At 64.1% G+C, this 15,708-nt stretch carries 13 protein-coding genes; 2 read left to right on the forward strand and 11 right to left on the reverse strand.

Going from position 1 to position 15,708, the window contains the following annotated elements:
• Positions 1 to 45 precede the first annotated feature (45 nt).
• The 11 genes from mgtE to cyoA form a co-directional block, all read right to left on the reverse strand.
• Positions 46 to 1,464, reverse strand: coding sequence for a magnesium transporter (mgtE, locus tag DK366_RS11115; RefSeq protein WP_109125626.1), 1,419 nt, complete (start codon positions 1,462 to 1,464; stop codon positions 46 to 48).
• Complete coding sequence (gene ispF, locus DK366_RS11120) at positions 1,461 to 1,934, reverse strand: 2-C-methyl-D-erythritol 2,4-cyclodiphosphate synthase (protein ID WP_109125745.1); 474 nt, start codon at positions 1,932 to 1,934, stop codon at positions 1,461 to 1,463. The genes mgtE and ispF overlap by 4 nt, the downstream gene beginning before the upstream one ends.
• A gap of 32 nt (positions 1,935 to 1,966) precedes the next feature.
• Positions 1,967 to 2,659, reverse strand: coding sequence for a 2-C-methyl-D-erythritol 4-phosphate cytidylyltransferase (gene ispD, locus DK366_RS11125; protein WP_109125627.1), 693 nt, complete (start codon positions 2,657 to 2,659; stop codon positions 1,967 to 1,969).
• Positions 2,656 to 2,982, reverse strand: coding sequence for a cell division protein FtsB (ftsB, locus tag DK366_RS11130; RefSeq protein WP_109125628.1), 327 nt, complete (start codon positions 2,980 to 2,982; stop codon positions 2,656 to 2,658). Before ftsB ends, ispD begins: the two co-directional genes overlap by 4 nt.
• 18 nt (positions 2,983 to 3,000) lie before the next feature.
• The gene (gene eno, locus DK366_RS11135) at positions 3,001 to 4,314 is read right to left on the reverse strand and encodes a phosphopyruvate hydratase (protein WP_109125629.1); all 1,314 of its coding nucleotides are present in this window, start codon (positions 4,312 to 4,314) and stop codon (positions 3,001 to 3,003) included.
• Between the two features lie 201 nt (positions 4,315 to 4,515).
• The gene (gene kdsA / locus DK366_RS11140; protein WP_109125630.1) at positions 4,516 to 5,349 is read right to left on the reverse strand and encodes a 3-deoxy-8-phosphooctulonate synthase; all 834 of its coding nucleotides are present in this window, start codon (positions 5,347 to 5,349) and stop codon (positions 4,516 to 4,518) included.
• Positions 5,346 to 7,016 carry a CTP synthase gene (locus DK366_RS11145; RefSeq protein WP_109125631.1) on the reverse strand — a complete coding sequence of 557 codons (1,671 nt, stop codon included), beginning with the start codon at positions 7,014 to 7,016 and terminating at the stop codon, positions 5,346 to 5,348. Before DK366_RS11145 ends, kdsA begins: the two co-directional genes overlap by 4 nt.
• A 349-nt stretch (positions 7,017 to 7,365) precedes the next feature.
• On the reverse strand, positions 7,366 to 7,740 hold the full coding sequence (cyoD, locus tag DK366_RS11150) for a cytochrome o ubiquinol oxidase subunit IV (RefSeq protein WP_109125632.1): 375 nt from the start codon (positions 7,738 to 7,740) through the stop codon (positions 7,366 to 7,368).
• Positions 7,740 to 8,372, reverse strand: a complete 633-nt coding sequence (gene cyoC, locus DK366_RS11155; protein ID WP_109125633.1) for a cytochrome o ubiquinol oxidase subunit III — start codon at positions 8,370 to 8,372, stop codon at positions 7,740 to 7,742. The genes cyoD and cyoC overlap by 1 nt, the downstream gene beginning before the upstream one ends.
• A gap of 3 nt (positions 8,373 to 8,375) precedes the next feature.
• Positions 8,376 to 10,400 carry a cytochrome o ubiquinol oxidase subunit I gene (gene cyoB / locus DK366_RS11160; RefSeq protein WP_109125634.1) on the reverse strand — a complete coding sequence of 675 codons (2,025 nt, stop codon included), beginning with the start codon at positions 10,398 to 10,400 and terminating at the stop codon, positions 8,376 to 8,378.
• A gap of 3 nt (positions 10,401 to 10,403) precedes the next feature.
• Positions 10,404 to 11,384 (reverse strand): ubiquinol oxidase subunit II, encoded by a 981-nt coding sequence (gene cyoA / locus DK366_RS11165; protein ID WP_109125635.1) that lies wholly within the window; start codon positions 11,382 to 11,384, stop codon positions 10,404 to 10,406.
• A 222-nt stretch (positions 11,385 to 11,606) separates the two neighbouring features.
• On the opposite strand from cyoA, the gene DK366_RS11170 reads away from it, so the two are divergent.
• On the forward strand, positions 11,607 to 13,406 hold the full coding sequence (locus DK366_RS11170; RefSeq protein WP_109125636.1) for an aminopeptidase P family protein: 1,800 nt from the start codon (positions 11,607 to 11,609) through the stop codon (positions 13,404 to 13,406).
• A gap of 400 nt (positions 13,407 to 13,806) precedes the next feature.
• Positions 13,807 to 15,696 carry a DNA topoisomerase IV subunit B gene (parE, locus tag DK366_RS11175; RefSeq protein WP_109125637.1) on the forward strand — a complete coding sequence of 630 codons (1,890 nt, stop codon included), beginning with the start codon at positions 13,807 to 13,809 and terminating at the stop codon, positions 15,694 to 15,696.
• The last annotated feature ends 12 nt before the right edge of the window (positions 15,697 to 15,708 follow it).

Genomic DNA, 15,708 nt, shown 5'->3' on the forward strand with positions numbered 1-15,708 from the left:
ACTCCACCGGCAGCGCCGGCAACAAAGGGGTGCATCAACCACGTATTACATCAGGAACAGCGTGGCGAGACCGAGAAAGATGAAGAAACCGCCTGAATCGGTCATGGCGGTAATCAGGACACTGGAACCGAGGGCGGGGTCGCGTCCCATGCGCATCATCATCAAGGGAATGGCGACACCGCAGAACGCGGCGAGCACAAGGTTGAGCGTCATCGCGGCCGTCATCACCACGCCCAGCGGGAAGTTGTCGTACAGCAACCAGGCCACAGCGCCGATCACGCTTCCCCAGACAATGCCATTGATCAGGGCAACAGCGATTTCCTTGCGCCACAACCGCCGCGCACTGGCCGGCGTGATCTGATCCAGCGCCAGCGCGCGCACGATCATGGTGATGGTCTGGTTGCCCGAATTGCCGCCGATGCCGGCGACGATGGGCATGAGCGCGGCCAGCGCCACGAGGTGCTGGATGGAGCCCTCAAACAGGCCGATGACGCGCGACGCGATGAATGCCGTCACCAGGTTGATCGCCAGCCATGCCCAGCGGTTGCGGATGGATTTCCACACCGACGCAAAGACGTCTTCCTCTTCGCGCAGGCCACCGCGGCTCAATGCCTCGCTTTCGCTTTCCTCGCGCAGCACATCCACCATCGCATCGATGGTGATGCGGCCGATGAGGTGCCCGTTGCCGTCCACCACGGGCGCCGTGACGAGGTCGTAGCGTTCGAACGCCTGCGCGACTTCGTAGGCGTCGTCATCGGGATGAAAGGTGTTGACGTCGGGCGCCATCACCTCGCTCACCTGTTTCTCCGGCGAATTGACCAGCAGCCAGTGCAGCGGCAACACGCCCGTGAGCAGGTTGTCGCGATTGACGACAAACAGCTTGTCGGTCTGTTCGGGCAACTCGTCGAAGCGGCGCAGATAGCGCAACACGGTTTCGAGGCTGATGTCGTCACGGATGGTGACCATCTCGAAATCCATCAACGCGCCGACCTGATCCTCCGGATACGACAGCGCCGCCTGTACCCGTTCACGCCGCTGCGCGTCCAGGCTGGCCATGAGTTCCGGCAGCACTTCGGTCGGCAGGTCGTCGACCAGGTCGGCGAGCTCATCCGCGTCCAGCGGTTCGACAGCCGCGAGAATCTCGCGCTCGTCCATGTCCGCGATGAGCGATTCGCGCACCGCATCGGACACTTCAAGCAGAATCTCGCCGTCGCGATCGGACCGCACGCGATGCCATATCGCCAGTCGATCGACCAGCGGCAACGCTTCGAGGACGTACGCGATATCCGCCGGATGCAAGGCATCGAGCAAGGCCTGCAACTCTACTTGCGACTCGCGAAAGGCCGGATCGGTGTCCGGCTCTGGCAATCGACCAAGGCTACGAAGACGCCGGAGCAACTCGCCGATGGTGTCCAGCTGATCGTGCAGACGCGAGGCCGAACCGCGGGCCCCTGCCTCGCTCATGCCAGGACCAGCAACACCACGGCTTGCGCCGCAATGCCCTCGCCACGCCCGGTGAAGCCGAGCTTTTCGGTCGTGGTGGCCTTGATGCTGATGCGGCCCAGTTCGGTGCCAAGTTCGTCGGCCACGGCCTGGCGCATGGCCAGCGAGTGCGGTCCGACTTTCGGCGCTTCGCAGATCACGGTGATGTCGGCGTTGCCCAGCGCATAGCCTTGTTCGCGCATCAGCTTGGCGGCGTGACGAAGGAAGATGCGGCTATTGGCATTGCGCCATTGTTCCTGGCTGGGCGGGAAGTGCCGGCCGATATCGCCCAGTGCCAGCGCGCCGAAAATGGCATCGCACAGCGCATGGATAACGACGTCGCCGTCGGAGTGGGCCACGATGCCGTGCGTATGCGGCACGCGTACGCCACCCAGCATCACGTGGTCGCCTTCGCCGAAAATATGGACGTCGAAGCCCTGTCCGATCCGCATCATGGGTACTCCTCGATGCCCGCGCGGGGCTCTTACTTCATTCGCGACAACAGGAATTCCGCGAGCGCGAAATCCGTTGCCGTGGTGACCTTGATATTGTCTTCGGCGCCTTCCACCAGCAACGGCGCGAACCCTGCGCGCTCCATCGCCATGGCTTCGTCGCTGACGGTGATGCCGGCCGCATGCGCGGCCTGCAGCGCCGCCGCCAGTTCGCCGCGGCGAAACATCTGCGGCGTGAAGGCACGCCAGCGATGATCGCGCGGTTCCGTGACCTCGCTTCGACCACTGTCGCTGGCGCGTTTCAGCGTATCGCGCAGCGGCGCACCCAGCAGGCCGCCACCAGCAGGAGCACCGATATCGATGAGCCGCGTGATGTCAGCCTCGCGCACGCAAGGACGCGCGGCGTCGTGCACCAGCACGAAAGTGTTTTCGGTGACGTCCGCTGGCAAGGCACGCACGCCGGCGAGCACCGAGTCGCAACGCTCCGCGCCGCCCAGCGTGGTGAGCACGGGCTTGCCGTAGAGACGATCGACCTGGGGCCAATGGCTGTCGCCTTCGCCCAGCACCACCATCAGGCCGGCAATGCGAGGATGCGCAGCCAACCGTTCCAGCGTGTGCAGGATCAGCGGACGACCCGCCAGGGGCAGGTATTGCTTGGGGATGCTTCCACCTACGCGCGTGCCGCGCCCCGCCGCCGGCACCACGCACCAGAGCGTCGCGCTCATGGGCTGCCGTTGCTTGACGTGGAAGCTGCAGGCGCCTGCGAGGCGCCCGGCTTTTCAACGACCTGGTAGAACGTTTCGCCTGGCTTGATCAAGCCAAGCTCGGCGCGTGCACGGGCCTCGACGGCTTGCTCGCCATGCTTGAGGTCGCTGACGTCGGCGCCGAGTGCCTGGTTGCGCTGGGTCAGCCTGTCGTTGTCTTCGCCTTGCTTCTTCACGGCGGCGCGCAGCGTTTCCACGCTGTGCACGCCACCGTTGCCGCCCCACAGTTTCACCTGCAGGGCGATCAGCACGAGGACCAGGATCAGGGCGACCCAACGCAGCATGGGCTAGGTGCGCTCCTGTCAGCCCGGCAGCTTGGCCAGGTTCGGGAACGCGTTGCGACCGGCGTAGACGGCCGCCGAGCCCAGCGCTTCTTCAATGCGCAGCAGCTGGTTGTACTTGGCCACGCGGTCGGTACGGCACAGCGAACCGGTCTTGATCTGCGTGGCCGTGGTGGCCACGGCGATGTCGGAGATGGTGGTGTCTTCCGTTTCGCCCGAGCGGTGCGACACGATGGCGGCGTACTTGGCAGCATCGGCCATGGCGATGGCTTCCAGCGTTTCGCTGAGCGTGCCGATCTGGTTGACCTTGATCAGGATGGCATTGGCGATCTTCTTGTCGATGCCTTCCTTGAAGATCGTCGGGTTGGTGACGAACAGATCGTCGCCCACCAGCTGCACGTTCTGGCCAAGCTTGTCGGTGAGGTGCTTCCAGCCGTCCCAGTCGCCCTCGCCCATGCCGTCTTCGATGGTGACGATGGGGTACTGCTTGGCCCAGCTGGCCAGCACGTCCACCCACTGTTCCGGCGTGTAGACCTTGCCCTCGCCTTCCAGGTCGTACTTGCCGTCCTTGAAGAACTCGGAGCTGGCCACATCCAGGCCCAGCAGGATTTCGCTGCCCACCTTGAAGCCGGTCTTGTTGATCGCTTCGAGGATGGTATCCAGCGCTTCGATGTTGGAACGCAGGTTCGGCGCAAAGCCGCCTTCGTCGCCCACCGCCGTGTTGAGGCCCTTGCCCTTCAGCACGCTCTTGAGGGCGTGGAAGATTTCCGTGCCGGCGCGCAGCGCTTCGGCGAAGGTCGGCAGGCCGACCGGCAGCACCATGAATTCCTGCACGTCGACGTTGTTGTCGGCATGTGCACCGCCGTTGATGATGTTCATCATCGGCACCGGCAGCGCGCCGGGCTTGCCGGTGGTGCCATTGATGCTGGCCAGGTACTGCCACAGCGGCTGATGGTTCTGCGCAGCCACGGCGTGCGCGGCAGCCATGGAAACGCCCAGCAGCGCATTGGCGCCCAGCTTGCCCTTGTTCGGCGTGCCGTCGAGGTTGACCAGCTTGGCGTCGAGGCCGCCCTGGTTGGCCGCGTCGAAACCCTTCAGCGCGCTGGCGATGGCGCCGTTGACGTTGCCCACGGCGTTCTTCACGCCCTTGCCCAGATAGCGCGCCTTGTCACCGTCGCGCAGTTCCACCGCTTCGCGCGAACCCGTCGATGCACCGCTCGGCACGGCCGCACGGCCAAAGCCGCCGCCGGCAAGCGTCACTTCCGCTTCAAGCGTGGGGTTGCCGCGGGAATCGAGGATTTCACGTGCGTGGATGCGGGGGATTTCTGTGCTCATGGGGTCCGTAGCTTGATGAGGTGAATGAAGCGAGGGGGAAACATCCTGCCTGATTTGCGGGGGATGCGCCTCCCTCGCTACTGGGCACGGACCGATTTCTTGCTCGTCATCCCAGCGAAAGCCGGGATCCAGCGCCTTGGCACGGTGCCGAGAGGCACTGGATTCCAGCTTTCGCTGGAATGACGGTTTTTTTGAGCCTTTTTACAGCGTGTGTTCCAGAAAGGTGTGCCGCTTGGTCACCTGGTCGAGTTCGAGCAGGGTTTCCAGCAGCGCTTCCATCTTGTCGAGCGGCCACGCGTTCGGGCCGTCGCTCAACGCCTTGGAAGGATCGGGGTGCGTTTCGGCAAACAGGCCCGACACGCCCACGGCCACTGCCGCACGCGCCAGCACCGGCACGAATTCGCGCTGACCGCCCGAGCTGGTGCCCTGGCCGCCCGGCAACTGCACCGAGTGCGTGGCGTCGAACACCACCGGGCAGCCGGTGTCGCGCATCACGCTCAACGAGCGCATGTCGGACACCAGGTTGTTGTAGCCGAAGCTGGCGCCACGTTCGCAGACCATGATGTTGTCGTTGCCGACGGCCTTGGCCTTTTCGACAACGTTCTTCATGTCCCACGGCGCCAGGAACTGGCCCTTCTTGATGTTCACCGGAATGCCGGCGCGCGCCACGTTCTGGATGAAATCCGTCTGGCGGCACAGGAAGGCCGGCGTCTGCAGCACATCGACCACCGACGCCACTTCGTTCATCGGCGTGTATTCGTGCACGTCGGTGAGCACGGGCACGCCGAGCTGGCGCTTCACTTCACCAAGAATCTTCAGGCCCGCTTCCATGCCGGGACCACGGAAGCTGGTGCCCGACGAACGGTTGGCCTTGTCGAAGCTCGACTTGAAGATGAAGTTGATGCCGAGCTTGGAAGTGATCTCCTTGAGCTTGCCGGCGGTGTCCATCTGCAGCTGTTCGGATTCGACCACGCAGGGTCCGGCGATCAGGAACAGCGGCTTGTCCAGGCCGATGTCGAAGCCACACAACTTCATGCGACGGACTCCTTCGCAAGACGCTCGCCTTCGCGCACCGCCTTGAACTCGCGGGCGGCCTGCACGAAGCCGATGAACAGCGGGTGGCCGTCGCGCGGGGTGGAGGTGAATTCCGGATGCGCCTGGCAGCCGAGGAACCACGGGTGCTTCTGCTGCGGCAGCTCGACGATTTCGACCAGCAGGTCGTCCATCGACTTGCCGGAGATCACCAGGCCCAGGTCTTCAAACGTCTGGCGGTAGCGGTTGTTGAACTCGTAACGGTGGCGATGGCGCTCGCGCACCACATCCTGGCCGTACAGTTCACGCGCGAGCGTGCCGGACTTGAGGCGGCATTCCTGCGCACCCAGGCGCATGGTGCCGCCCAGATCCGAGCGCTCGGTGCGCGTCTCGACTTCGCCGGTGGCAGTAGTCCACTCGGTGATCAGCGCGATGACGGGATCGGGGCTGTTGCGGTCGTTTTCGCTGGAATCGGCTTCGGGCAAGTTGGCCACGTGACGGGCAAAGTCCACCACCGCCGCATGCATGCCGTAGCAGATGCCGAAATACGGCACGCCCTTTTCGCGGGCGTACTTGGCCGCCAGCACCTTGCCTTCGAAGCCGCGCTTGCCGAAGCCGCCCGGCACCAGGATGGCGTCGGCGTTGCCCAGCACCTTGGCGGCGCCGTCGGCTTCCACCTGCTCGGAATCAACCCAGTTGAGATTGACGCGCGTGAGCTGCTTGATGCCGCCATGGCGCAACGCCTCGCCCAGGGACTTGTAGGCGTCCTTGTGCTCGACGTACTTGCCGACGATGGCCACGTTGACCTCGTCCTTCGGATGCTCCACGGCATCGACCGTGCGCTGCCACGACGACAGGTCCGCCGGACCGGCCTGCAAGCCCAGGCGCTTCACGACGATTTCGTCGAGGCCCTGCTTGTGCAGCCACAGCGGCTGCTTGTAGATGATGTCCACGTCGGCCGCGCTGATCACCGCGTTCTCGGGAACATTGGTGAACAGGGCGATCTTGCGACGCTCCCCGTCCGGCAGCGGCTGCTCGCAGCGGCACAGCAGCACGTCCGGCTGGATACCGATGGAGCGCAGCTCCTTCACGGAGTGCTGCGTGGGCTTGGTTTTGATTTCGCCGGCGGCCTTGATGTACGGCACCAGGGTCAGGTGCATGAACATCACCTTTTCCGGGCCGTGCTCGATGCGCAGCTGGCGAATGGCTTCAAGGAACGGCAGCGATTCGATATCGCCCACCGTGCCGCCAATCTCCACCATGGCCACGTCGTAGCCGCGGGTGGCTTCGTGGATGCAGTGCTTGATCTCGTCGGTGATGTGCGGGATCACCTGCACGGTGGCGCCCAGGTAGTCGCCGCGGCGTTCCTTGCGGATCACCGATTCGTAGATCTTGCCCGTGGTGATGGAGTTCTTGCCCGTAAGGCGGGTATTGACGAAGCGCTCGTAGTGGCCCAGGTCAAGGTCGGTCTCAGCGCCGTCGTCGGTCACGTAGACCTCGCCGTGCTGGAAGGGACTCATGGTGCCGGGATCCACGTTGATGTACGGGTCCAGCTTCATCATGGTGACCGAGAGGCCACGCGCTTCCAGGATGGAAGCCAGCGACGCCGCGGCGATGCCCTTGCCGAGAGAGGACACCACACGGCCGGTGACGAAAATCAGGGGGGTCATGGGATGCAGCCGTGCTGGAAATTTGTATTTTAGAGGAAGATCGGTTTCACCGCGAGGGCTTGCGGGGTCTAAATGACTGGCGCGTTCAAGTTGGGGCCGCAGTCGTCCCTGTATGGCGCGACCGGTTCCGCTCTTTGCCCGTCATTCCGGCGCAGGCACGGAATCCCGTGCCGGCCACGTTCGGTTTTCGCGGCGGCCGGCACCGATGCCCAACGAAGGCGCGAAAGCCGAAGCCTGCGGCCACGGGATTCCGGCCTGCGCCGGAATGACGGGCCAGCGGACTGAAATGCCCCACCCCAAACAACAAGGGCGCCCGAAGGCGCCCTGTCGCGAACCCTGATGAGCCGGCTTATTCCACCGGCACCATCTGCGAGGTCGGGTGCATCATGTTCGCGTTCATGTTGTGGATCACCCACAGCGAGCCGACCACCACGATGGCCAGGATCAGCAGGGTGAACAGCATGATGGCGAAGTTGCTGCGCTGGGCCGGGGACAGCCCCATGTGCAGGAAGTACTTCAGCTGGACGATGAGCTGCGCCACGCCGAACACGATCACGCCGGGCATCATCAGGTCGTGCGGAACCTTGCCGCTCATGACCACGCCGAACGAGGCCAGGGTCAGCGCCACCGACAGCACGAAGCCGACGATGTAGGACTTGGTCGTGCCGTGGTCCGCGTGGTCGGCGCCGTGGTGGGCGTCGTGGGAATGGTGGTTGCCGGACATCAGATGGCTCCCCGCAGGTACACAAAGGTGAAGACGCAGATCCAGACGATGTCCAGGAAGTGCCAGAACAGGCTCAGGCACGACAGGCGACGCTGGGTGGCGTCGGTCAGGCCGAAGCGGCGGATCTGATCCATCATCACCACCAGCCAGATCAGGCCGCAGGTGACGTGCAGGCCGTGCGTGCCCACCAGCGTGAAGTAGCTGGACAGGAACGCGCTGTGGCTGGGGCCCGCGCCCTCATGGACGAGCTTGGCGAACTCATACACTTCCATGCCGATGAAGCCGGCACCGAACAGGAACGTGACCGCGAGCCACGCCACCACGCCGCCCTTCTTGCCGGCGTGCATGTTGAGCATGGCCATGCCGAAGGTGACCGACGAGATCAGCAGCAGCATGGTCTCGCCGAGCACGTACGGCAGCTCGAACAGTTCCTTGGCGGTGGGGCCGCCGGCCGTGCTGTTGCCCAGCACGGCGAAGGCTGCGAACAGGCCCGAGAAGATCAGGCAGTCGCTCATCAGATAGATCCAGAACCCCAGCAGGGTCTTGGATCCATCGTCGTGGTGATGGTCGTGTCCGTCGTGGGACGCGCCGTCGAACGCGCCGTGGGTGGCGCTTACTGCAGGACTGCTCATGGGTTACGCCACCTTCTGACGCTGCGGCGCGGCCACCGGAGCCACCTGCGTGGTCTGGAACTGCTTGAGCTGGGCATGACGCGAACGTTCGATCTTCTCGACCTCGGCCGCCGGCACCCAGTAATCGATGTCACGGTCGTAGGCGCGGACGATGAAGGCGGCAACCATGCCGACCAGGCCCAGGGCGGCCATCCACCAGATGTGCCACACCAGGGCAAAACCCAGGACCGTACCGAACGCGCCCATCACCACACCGACGCCGGTGTTACGGGGCATGTGAATGTCTTCGTACTTGGCAGGCTGCACGTAGGCGACTCCGTTTTGTTTGTCTTCCCAGAATTGGTCGAGCTCTTTGATCTGGGGAACGATGGCGAAGTTGTAGAAAGGCGCGGGCGAGCTGATGGCCCACTCCAGGGTGCGGCCACCCCACGGGTCGCCGCTGGGATCGGTGAGCTTCTTGCGGTCGCGCACGCTCACGTAGAACTGGATCAGGGTGCACAGGATGCCCACCGCGATCACCGCGGCGCCGAGCGCAGCGACGATCAGGAACGGCTGCCAATCGGGATTGGCGTAGTGGTTCATGCGACGCGTCATGCCCTTCAGGCCGAGCACGTACAGCGGCGCGAACGCCATCCAGAAACCCACCAGCCAGCACCAGAACGATGCCTTGCCCCAGAACTCGTTGAGGCGGAAGCCGAAGGCCTTCGGGAACCAGTAGTTGATCGCCGCGAACACGCCGAACACCACGCCGCCGATGATCACGTTGTGGAAGTGCGCGATCAGGAACACGCTGTTGTGCAGCACGAAGTCCGCACCCGGCACTGCCATCAGCACGCCGGTGACGCCGCCGATGACGAAGGTGACCATGAAGCCCACCGTCCACAGCATCGGCACGTTGAACTCCACGCGGCCGCGATACATGGTGAACAGCCAGTTGAACAGCTTGGCGCCGGTGGGCACCGAGATGATCATCGTCGTGATGCCGAAGAAGGCATTGACGCTCGCGCCCGAGCCCATGGTGAAGAAGTGGTGCAACCACACCACGAAACTCAACACGCCGATGCACGAGGTGGCGTACACCATCGACTTGTAGCCGAACAGCGGCTTCTTCGAGAAGGTAGCGACAATTTCCGAGTACGCACCGAAGCACGGCAGGATCAGGATGTAGACCTCCGGGTGACCCCAGATCCAGATCATGTTCACGTACATCATGGCGTTGCCGCCAAGCTCGTTCGTGAAGAAGTGCATGTCCAGGTAACGGTCGGCCGTGAGCAGCGCCAGCGTCACCGTCAGGATCGGGAACGCAGCCACGATCAGGATGTTGGTGACCAGCGCAGTCCAGGTGAACACCGGCATCTTCATCAGCGTCATGCCGGGGGCACGCATCTTCATGATGGTGACGATGAAGTTGATGCCGCTCAGCGTGGTGCCGAGACCCGACAACTGCAGTGACCAGATGTAGTAATCCACGCCGACGGTCGGGCTGTACTTGATGCCCGAGAGCGGCGGATAGGCCAGCCAGCCGGTGGCGGCGAAATCGCCGACGAACAGCGACACCATCACCAGCACCACGCCCGACATGAACAGCCAGAAGCTGAGCGAGTTCAGGAACGGATAGGCCACGTCGCGCGCGCCGATCTGCAGCGGCACCACCATATTCATCAGGCCCGTGATGAACGGCATGGCCACGAAGAAGATCATGATGACACCGTGCGCGGTGAACACCTGATCGAAGTGGTGCGGCGGCAGGTAGCCGGCCGATTCACCGGCGGCCATGGCCTGCTGCGCGCGCATCATGATGGCGTCGGAGAAGCCACGCAGCAGCATGACCAGCGCCACGATGATGTACATGATGCCGATCTTCTTGTGGTCCACCGAGGTGAACCATTCCTTCCACAGGTAACCCCACAGACGGAACTTGGTAACCAGCGCGAGCGTCGCCAGGCCACCGAGGATGACGGCGACGAGCGTGCCCATCACGATCGGCTCGTGAAACGGGATCGCGTCAAGGGTGAGCTTTCCAAACATGGCTTACTTCTCTGCCTTGGCCGGGGTGATGTTCGAGGACATCGCGTCCCCGTCCTGATGCGGGTGCATGTCCATCTGCATGCTTTCCTGCGGCGCGTCGTGATGCATCTGCATCATGTCGCCGTGCATGGCGGCGTCATGCGACATCTCGCCCATGTGCTTGTTGACCACGTTGACGAACAGGTTCGGCGCCACGTTGCCGTAGTAGGTCACCGGCGTTTTCTCGCTGGGCTGGGCCAGCGCGTTGTAGCCGTCGGTATCCAGGTTCGCCTGCGAGGCCTTGGCCTTGGCGATCCAGTCCTTGAAGCCATCTTCGGAGGTGGCGATAGCCTGGAAATGCATGTCCGAGAAGCCCTCGCCACTGAAGTTGGTCGAGAGGCCCGCGTACGTGCCCGGTTCGCGCGCGATCAGGTGCAGCTTGGTTTCCATGCCCGCCATGGCGTAGATCTGGCTACCCAGCTGCGGAATGAAGAAGGCGTTCATCACCGAATCGGAGGTGATCTGGAAATTCACCGGGCGGTCGGTCGGGAAAGCCAGCTCGTTCACCGACGCCACGCCGTATTCCGGGTAGACGAACAGCCACTTCCAGTCCATCGACACCACTTGCACGGTGATTGGCTTGGCTTCCGATTCCAGCGGCTTGTACGGATCGAGCGCGTGCGAGCTCGTCCAGGTGATCACGGCCAGGATGGCGACGATGATGGCCGGAATGGTCCACACCACCACTTCGATCTTGTTCGAGTGCGACCAGTTCGGCGCGTAGGTAGCCTTCTTGTTCGACTGGCGATAGCGCCAGGGGAACCACAGCGTCATCGCGATCACCGGAATCGCCACGATGGCCATCAGGCCGAGAGCGATCAGGATGAGGGACTTTTCATGGGCACCCACATCGCCCTTGGGCATGAGGACTTCCATGTTGCAGCCGCTGAGCAACACGGCGGCGCCAACGCCTGCGTAGCGCAGGCGCGAAAAAAGGGCTTGCATGTTCACTGACTACCTGGGGTGCAGCGTGGGGACGCGGCATGGTAGCGATGTTGCCTGCGCGTTGATACAGCTTTGAGACACAATGCCGCAGCTGAATTTTCTTGCGCAGACGACTGCGGCGACTTGACTAAAAAATGCAAGTGCTCGCACCCGCTTTTGATCGTCGACCTTGGTAGAAAATTGTCGAAAATCGATGCGCGACCGCCCTGCTACCATGCGTCGATGGACCACACCACGCCCACGAAACTGGCCGCCCTGCGGCAAGCCATGCAGCAGCACGATGTCGCTGCCTGCCTGATTCCCAGCGCCGATCCCCATCTTTCCGAATACTTGCCTGCGCACTGGCAGGCCCGCGAATGGATGGCGGGATTCACCGGCTCGGCGGGAACGCTGGTGGTCACGGCCAGCCATGCGGGCGTCTGGACGGATGGACGCTATTTCGCCCAGGCCGCCGCGGAATTGGCCGGCAGCGGCATCGAGCTGATGAAGCAGCGCGTGGCGCACGCGCCGGAACACATCGACTGGTTGCTGGACAACCTGGGTGAAGGCCAGACGCTGGCCGTTGCCGGCGACAGCTTCCCGCTGGCCAGCGCCCGCCAGCTGGCGCGCCGACTGGAACGCATCGGTGCGCATCTGCGGACCGATCTGGACTTGCCTGGGCAGATCTGGCCGGATCGCCCTGCACTGCCCGCCGCGCCAGTCACCGAACATCCGGCGCGCTACGCCACCCAGCCGCGCGGCGACAAACTCAACCGCCTGCGCACGGCGATGCGCAAGCTCGGTGCCACGCACCACCTGGTTTCCAGCCTCGACGACATCGCATGGCTGACCAACCTGCGTGGCAGCGATGTGGAGTGCAATCCGGTGTTTCTCGCCCACCTGCTGGTGCAGGCCGAGGGACACGCCACGCTGTTCGTCGATCGGGGCAAGCTCAACGATGCGCTGGTTGCCGCGCTCAATGCTGACCAGATCCGCGTTGCCGACTACGCCACCGTGACCGATGCACTGTCCGAGCTGGGCGCGCAGGACAAGCTGCTGCTTGATGCCAACCGCGTCGTGGTCGCCATCGCATCGGCCGTTCCCGGCACGGCGCAGCGCATCGAGGCCGCCAATCCGTCCACGCTGTTCAAGGCACGCAAGACCGAAGCGGAACTGGAAAACATCCGCGACGTGATGCGTCGCGACGGCGCTGCACTGGCGCGCGCCTTCCGCCGCCTGGAAGAACGCGTCAGCGCGGGCATGACCCAGACCGAGCTGGACGTGGATAGCCTGCTTCGCGAAGAGCGCTCCACCCAGCCCAATTTCATCGGCGAGAGTTTTTCCACCATTGCGGGTTATCAGGCCAACGGCGCGTTGCCGCATTACCGCGCCACGCCGGAGGCGCACAGCACGCTGAAGCCCCAGGGCCTGCTGCTGATCGATTCCGGTGGCCAGTACCTGGGCGGCACCACCGACATCACCCGCGTGCTCGCCCTCGGCGAAACCACCGCCGAACAGCGCCGCGACGCCACGCTGGTCATGAAAGGCATGATCGCGCTCAGCCGCGCCCGCTTTCCCAAGGGCGCCAGCGGCCCGCAACTGGATGCACTGGCACGGGCCCCACTGTGGGCCAGCGGCATGGATTACGGCCACGGTACCGGCCATGGCGTCGGCTACTTCCTGAACGTGCACGAAGGCCCGCACGGCATCCGCCCGCCCGCCTCCGGCGCCACGCTGGTGCCGCTGGACCCCGGCATGATCACGTCCATCGAGCCAGGCCTGTACAAGCCCGGCCGCCACGGCATCCGCCACGAGAACCTGGCCGTGGTGATCGAGGCGGACAAGACGGAATTCGGCGAGTTCTACGCCTTTGAGACCCTGACGCTGTGCCCGTTCGACCGCCGCGCGCTGGAACCGGGCCTGCTCAACCCCGAGGAACGGGCCTGGCTGGACGACTACCACGCCACCGTCCGTGCGGCCCTGGCCCCGCTGCTGGAAGACGCCGACCTTGCGTGGCTGGAACGCCACTGCGCCCCGCTCTGACCCGGTTCCACTTACATGGCCCGGTGCCACCTTTGTATGTAGGAGCGCACCTGGGCGCGACCCAACGTGACCGCTGTCCGCAACGGGCGGTCGCGCACAAGTGCGCTCCTACAAGGTATTGACCGCCTTGATCCACCTGCTTTTGACCGTCATCCCGGCGCAGGCCGGAGGCGCCTTTCAACGGCCGAAGGGCCGGTCATCCAGTAACGGCGCGGCGCGATTTTCGTTGAAGGCCGGCCGATGCGAGGCTTGGCGGAAACCTGGCAGCGAGGCGCTGGATCCCGGCCTGCGCCGGGATGACGAGCCAAAGGCCGGCACGAACGACGCGTACGCACAGCCATCTTGACCCCTCAACCTCACCCAGCCATCCTCCCCCGATTCCCGAGCTTCGACCCTACCCATGAGCAGTCGCTACAACGCCGCCGACATTGAAGTCCTTTCTGGCCTTGACCCGGTCAAGCGCCGACCCGGCATGTACACGGATACATCGCGCCCGACCCATCTGGCGCAGGAAGTCATCGACAACTCGGTGGACGAGGCCATCTCGGGCCACGCCAAGACGCTGGAAGTCATCGTCCACACCGATGGCTCGGTGGAAGTGACGGACGACGGCCGCGGCATGCCGGTGGACATCCATCCAGAAGAAGGCGTGCCCGGCGTCGAGCTGATCCTCACGCGCCTGCACGCGGGCGGCAAATTCTCCGGCAAGAACTACAACTTCTCCGGCGGCTTGCACGGCGTGGGCGTGTCGGTGGTGAACGCGTTGTCCAATCGCGTGGAAGTCACGATCCGCCGCGACGGCAACGAATACCGTATGGCATTCGAGAATGGCGACCGTGCCAGCGAACTCGAAATCATCGGCTCGGTGCCCAAGAAGAAGACCGGCACCACCGTGCGCTTCTGGGCCGATCCGAAGTACTTCGATTCGCCGAAGATCTCGCTGGGCAAGCTGCGCCACCTGTTGCGTGCCAAGGCCGTGTTGTGCGCCGGCCTCAGCGTGAAGCTGGTGGACGAAGCCACCGGCGACGTCAACGAGTGGTACTACGAAGACGGCCTGCGCGATTACCTGCGCGACGAACTTTCCGGCGCCGAATCCATCCCGGCCGAGTTGTTCGTGCATCACGTGCAGCGCGAGGCCGACGGCCTCGATGTCGCCCTGGCCTGGCTGCCGGAAGGCGAGCTGGTGCAGGAAAGCTACGTCAACCTTATTCCGACGGCGCAAGGCGGCACGCACGTCAACGGCCTGCGCTCCGGCCTTACCAATGCCATCCGCGAGTTCTGCGACATCCGCAACCTGCTGCCGCGCGGCGTGAAGCTGGCGCCGGAAGACGTGTGGGAGCGCCTCGCTTTCGTGCTGTCGACCAAGCTGCAGGACCCGCAGTTCGCCGGCCAGACGAAAGAACGCCTTTCCTCGCGCAACGCCGCGGGCATGGTGGAAGGCGTGATCCATGATGCTTTCAGCCTGTGGCTCAACCAGCACGTCGACCTGGGCGAGCGCATTGCGCAGCTCGCCATCGAACGCGCCAGCGCGCGCCTGAAAGCCGCCAAGCAGGTGGTGCGCAAGAAGATCACGCAAGGCCCGGCCCTGCCCGGGAAGCTCGCCGACTGCACCGCCACCGACCTCACCCGCACCGAGCTTTTCCTGGTGGAAGGTGACTCGGCCGGCGGCAGCGCCAAGCAGGCACGCGACAAGGAATTCCAGGCGATCCTTCCGCTGCGCGGCAAGATCCTCAATACCTGGGAAGTCGAGTCCACCTCGGTGCTCGCTTCCGAAGAAGTGCACAACCTGGCCGTCGCCATCGGTTGCGATCCGGGCAAGGACGACCTGACCGGCCTGCGCTACGGCAAGGTGGTGATCCTGGCCGACGCCGATTCGGACGGCCTGCATATCGCCACCTTGCTCAGCGCGCTGTTCCTGCGGCACTTCCCGGCGCTGGTGCGCGAAGGCCACGTGTTCGTCGCCATGCCGCCGCTGTTCCGCGTGGACGTGGGCAAGCAGGTGTTCTACTGCCTGGACGAAAACGAAAAGAACGCCATGCTGGAACGCGTGCAGCGCGAAAAGATGAAGGGCGCCGTCAGCACTACCCGCTTCAAGGGCCTGGGCGAAATGAATCCGGGCCAGCTGCGCGAGTCCACCATCCATCCGGACACTCGCCGCCTGGTGCAGCTCACCGTGGATACCGACGACGGCACCACCAAGCTGATGGACATGCTGCTCGCCAAGAAGCGCGCCAGCGACCGCAAGGCCTGGCTGGAAGAAAAGGGCGACCTCGCCACGTTGGAAGTCTAAGCTCTTAGCCCC

The organism is Dyella sp. C11, assembly GCF_003121485.1.
Classification (GTDB): domain Bacteria; phylum Pseudomonadota; class Gammaproteobacteria; order Xanthomonadales; family Rhodanobacteraceae; genus Dyella.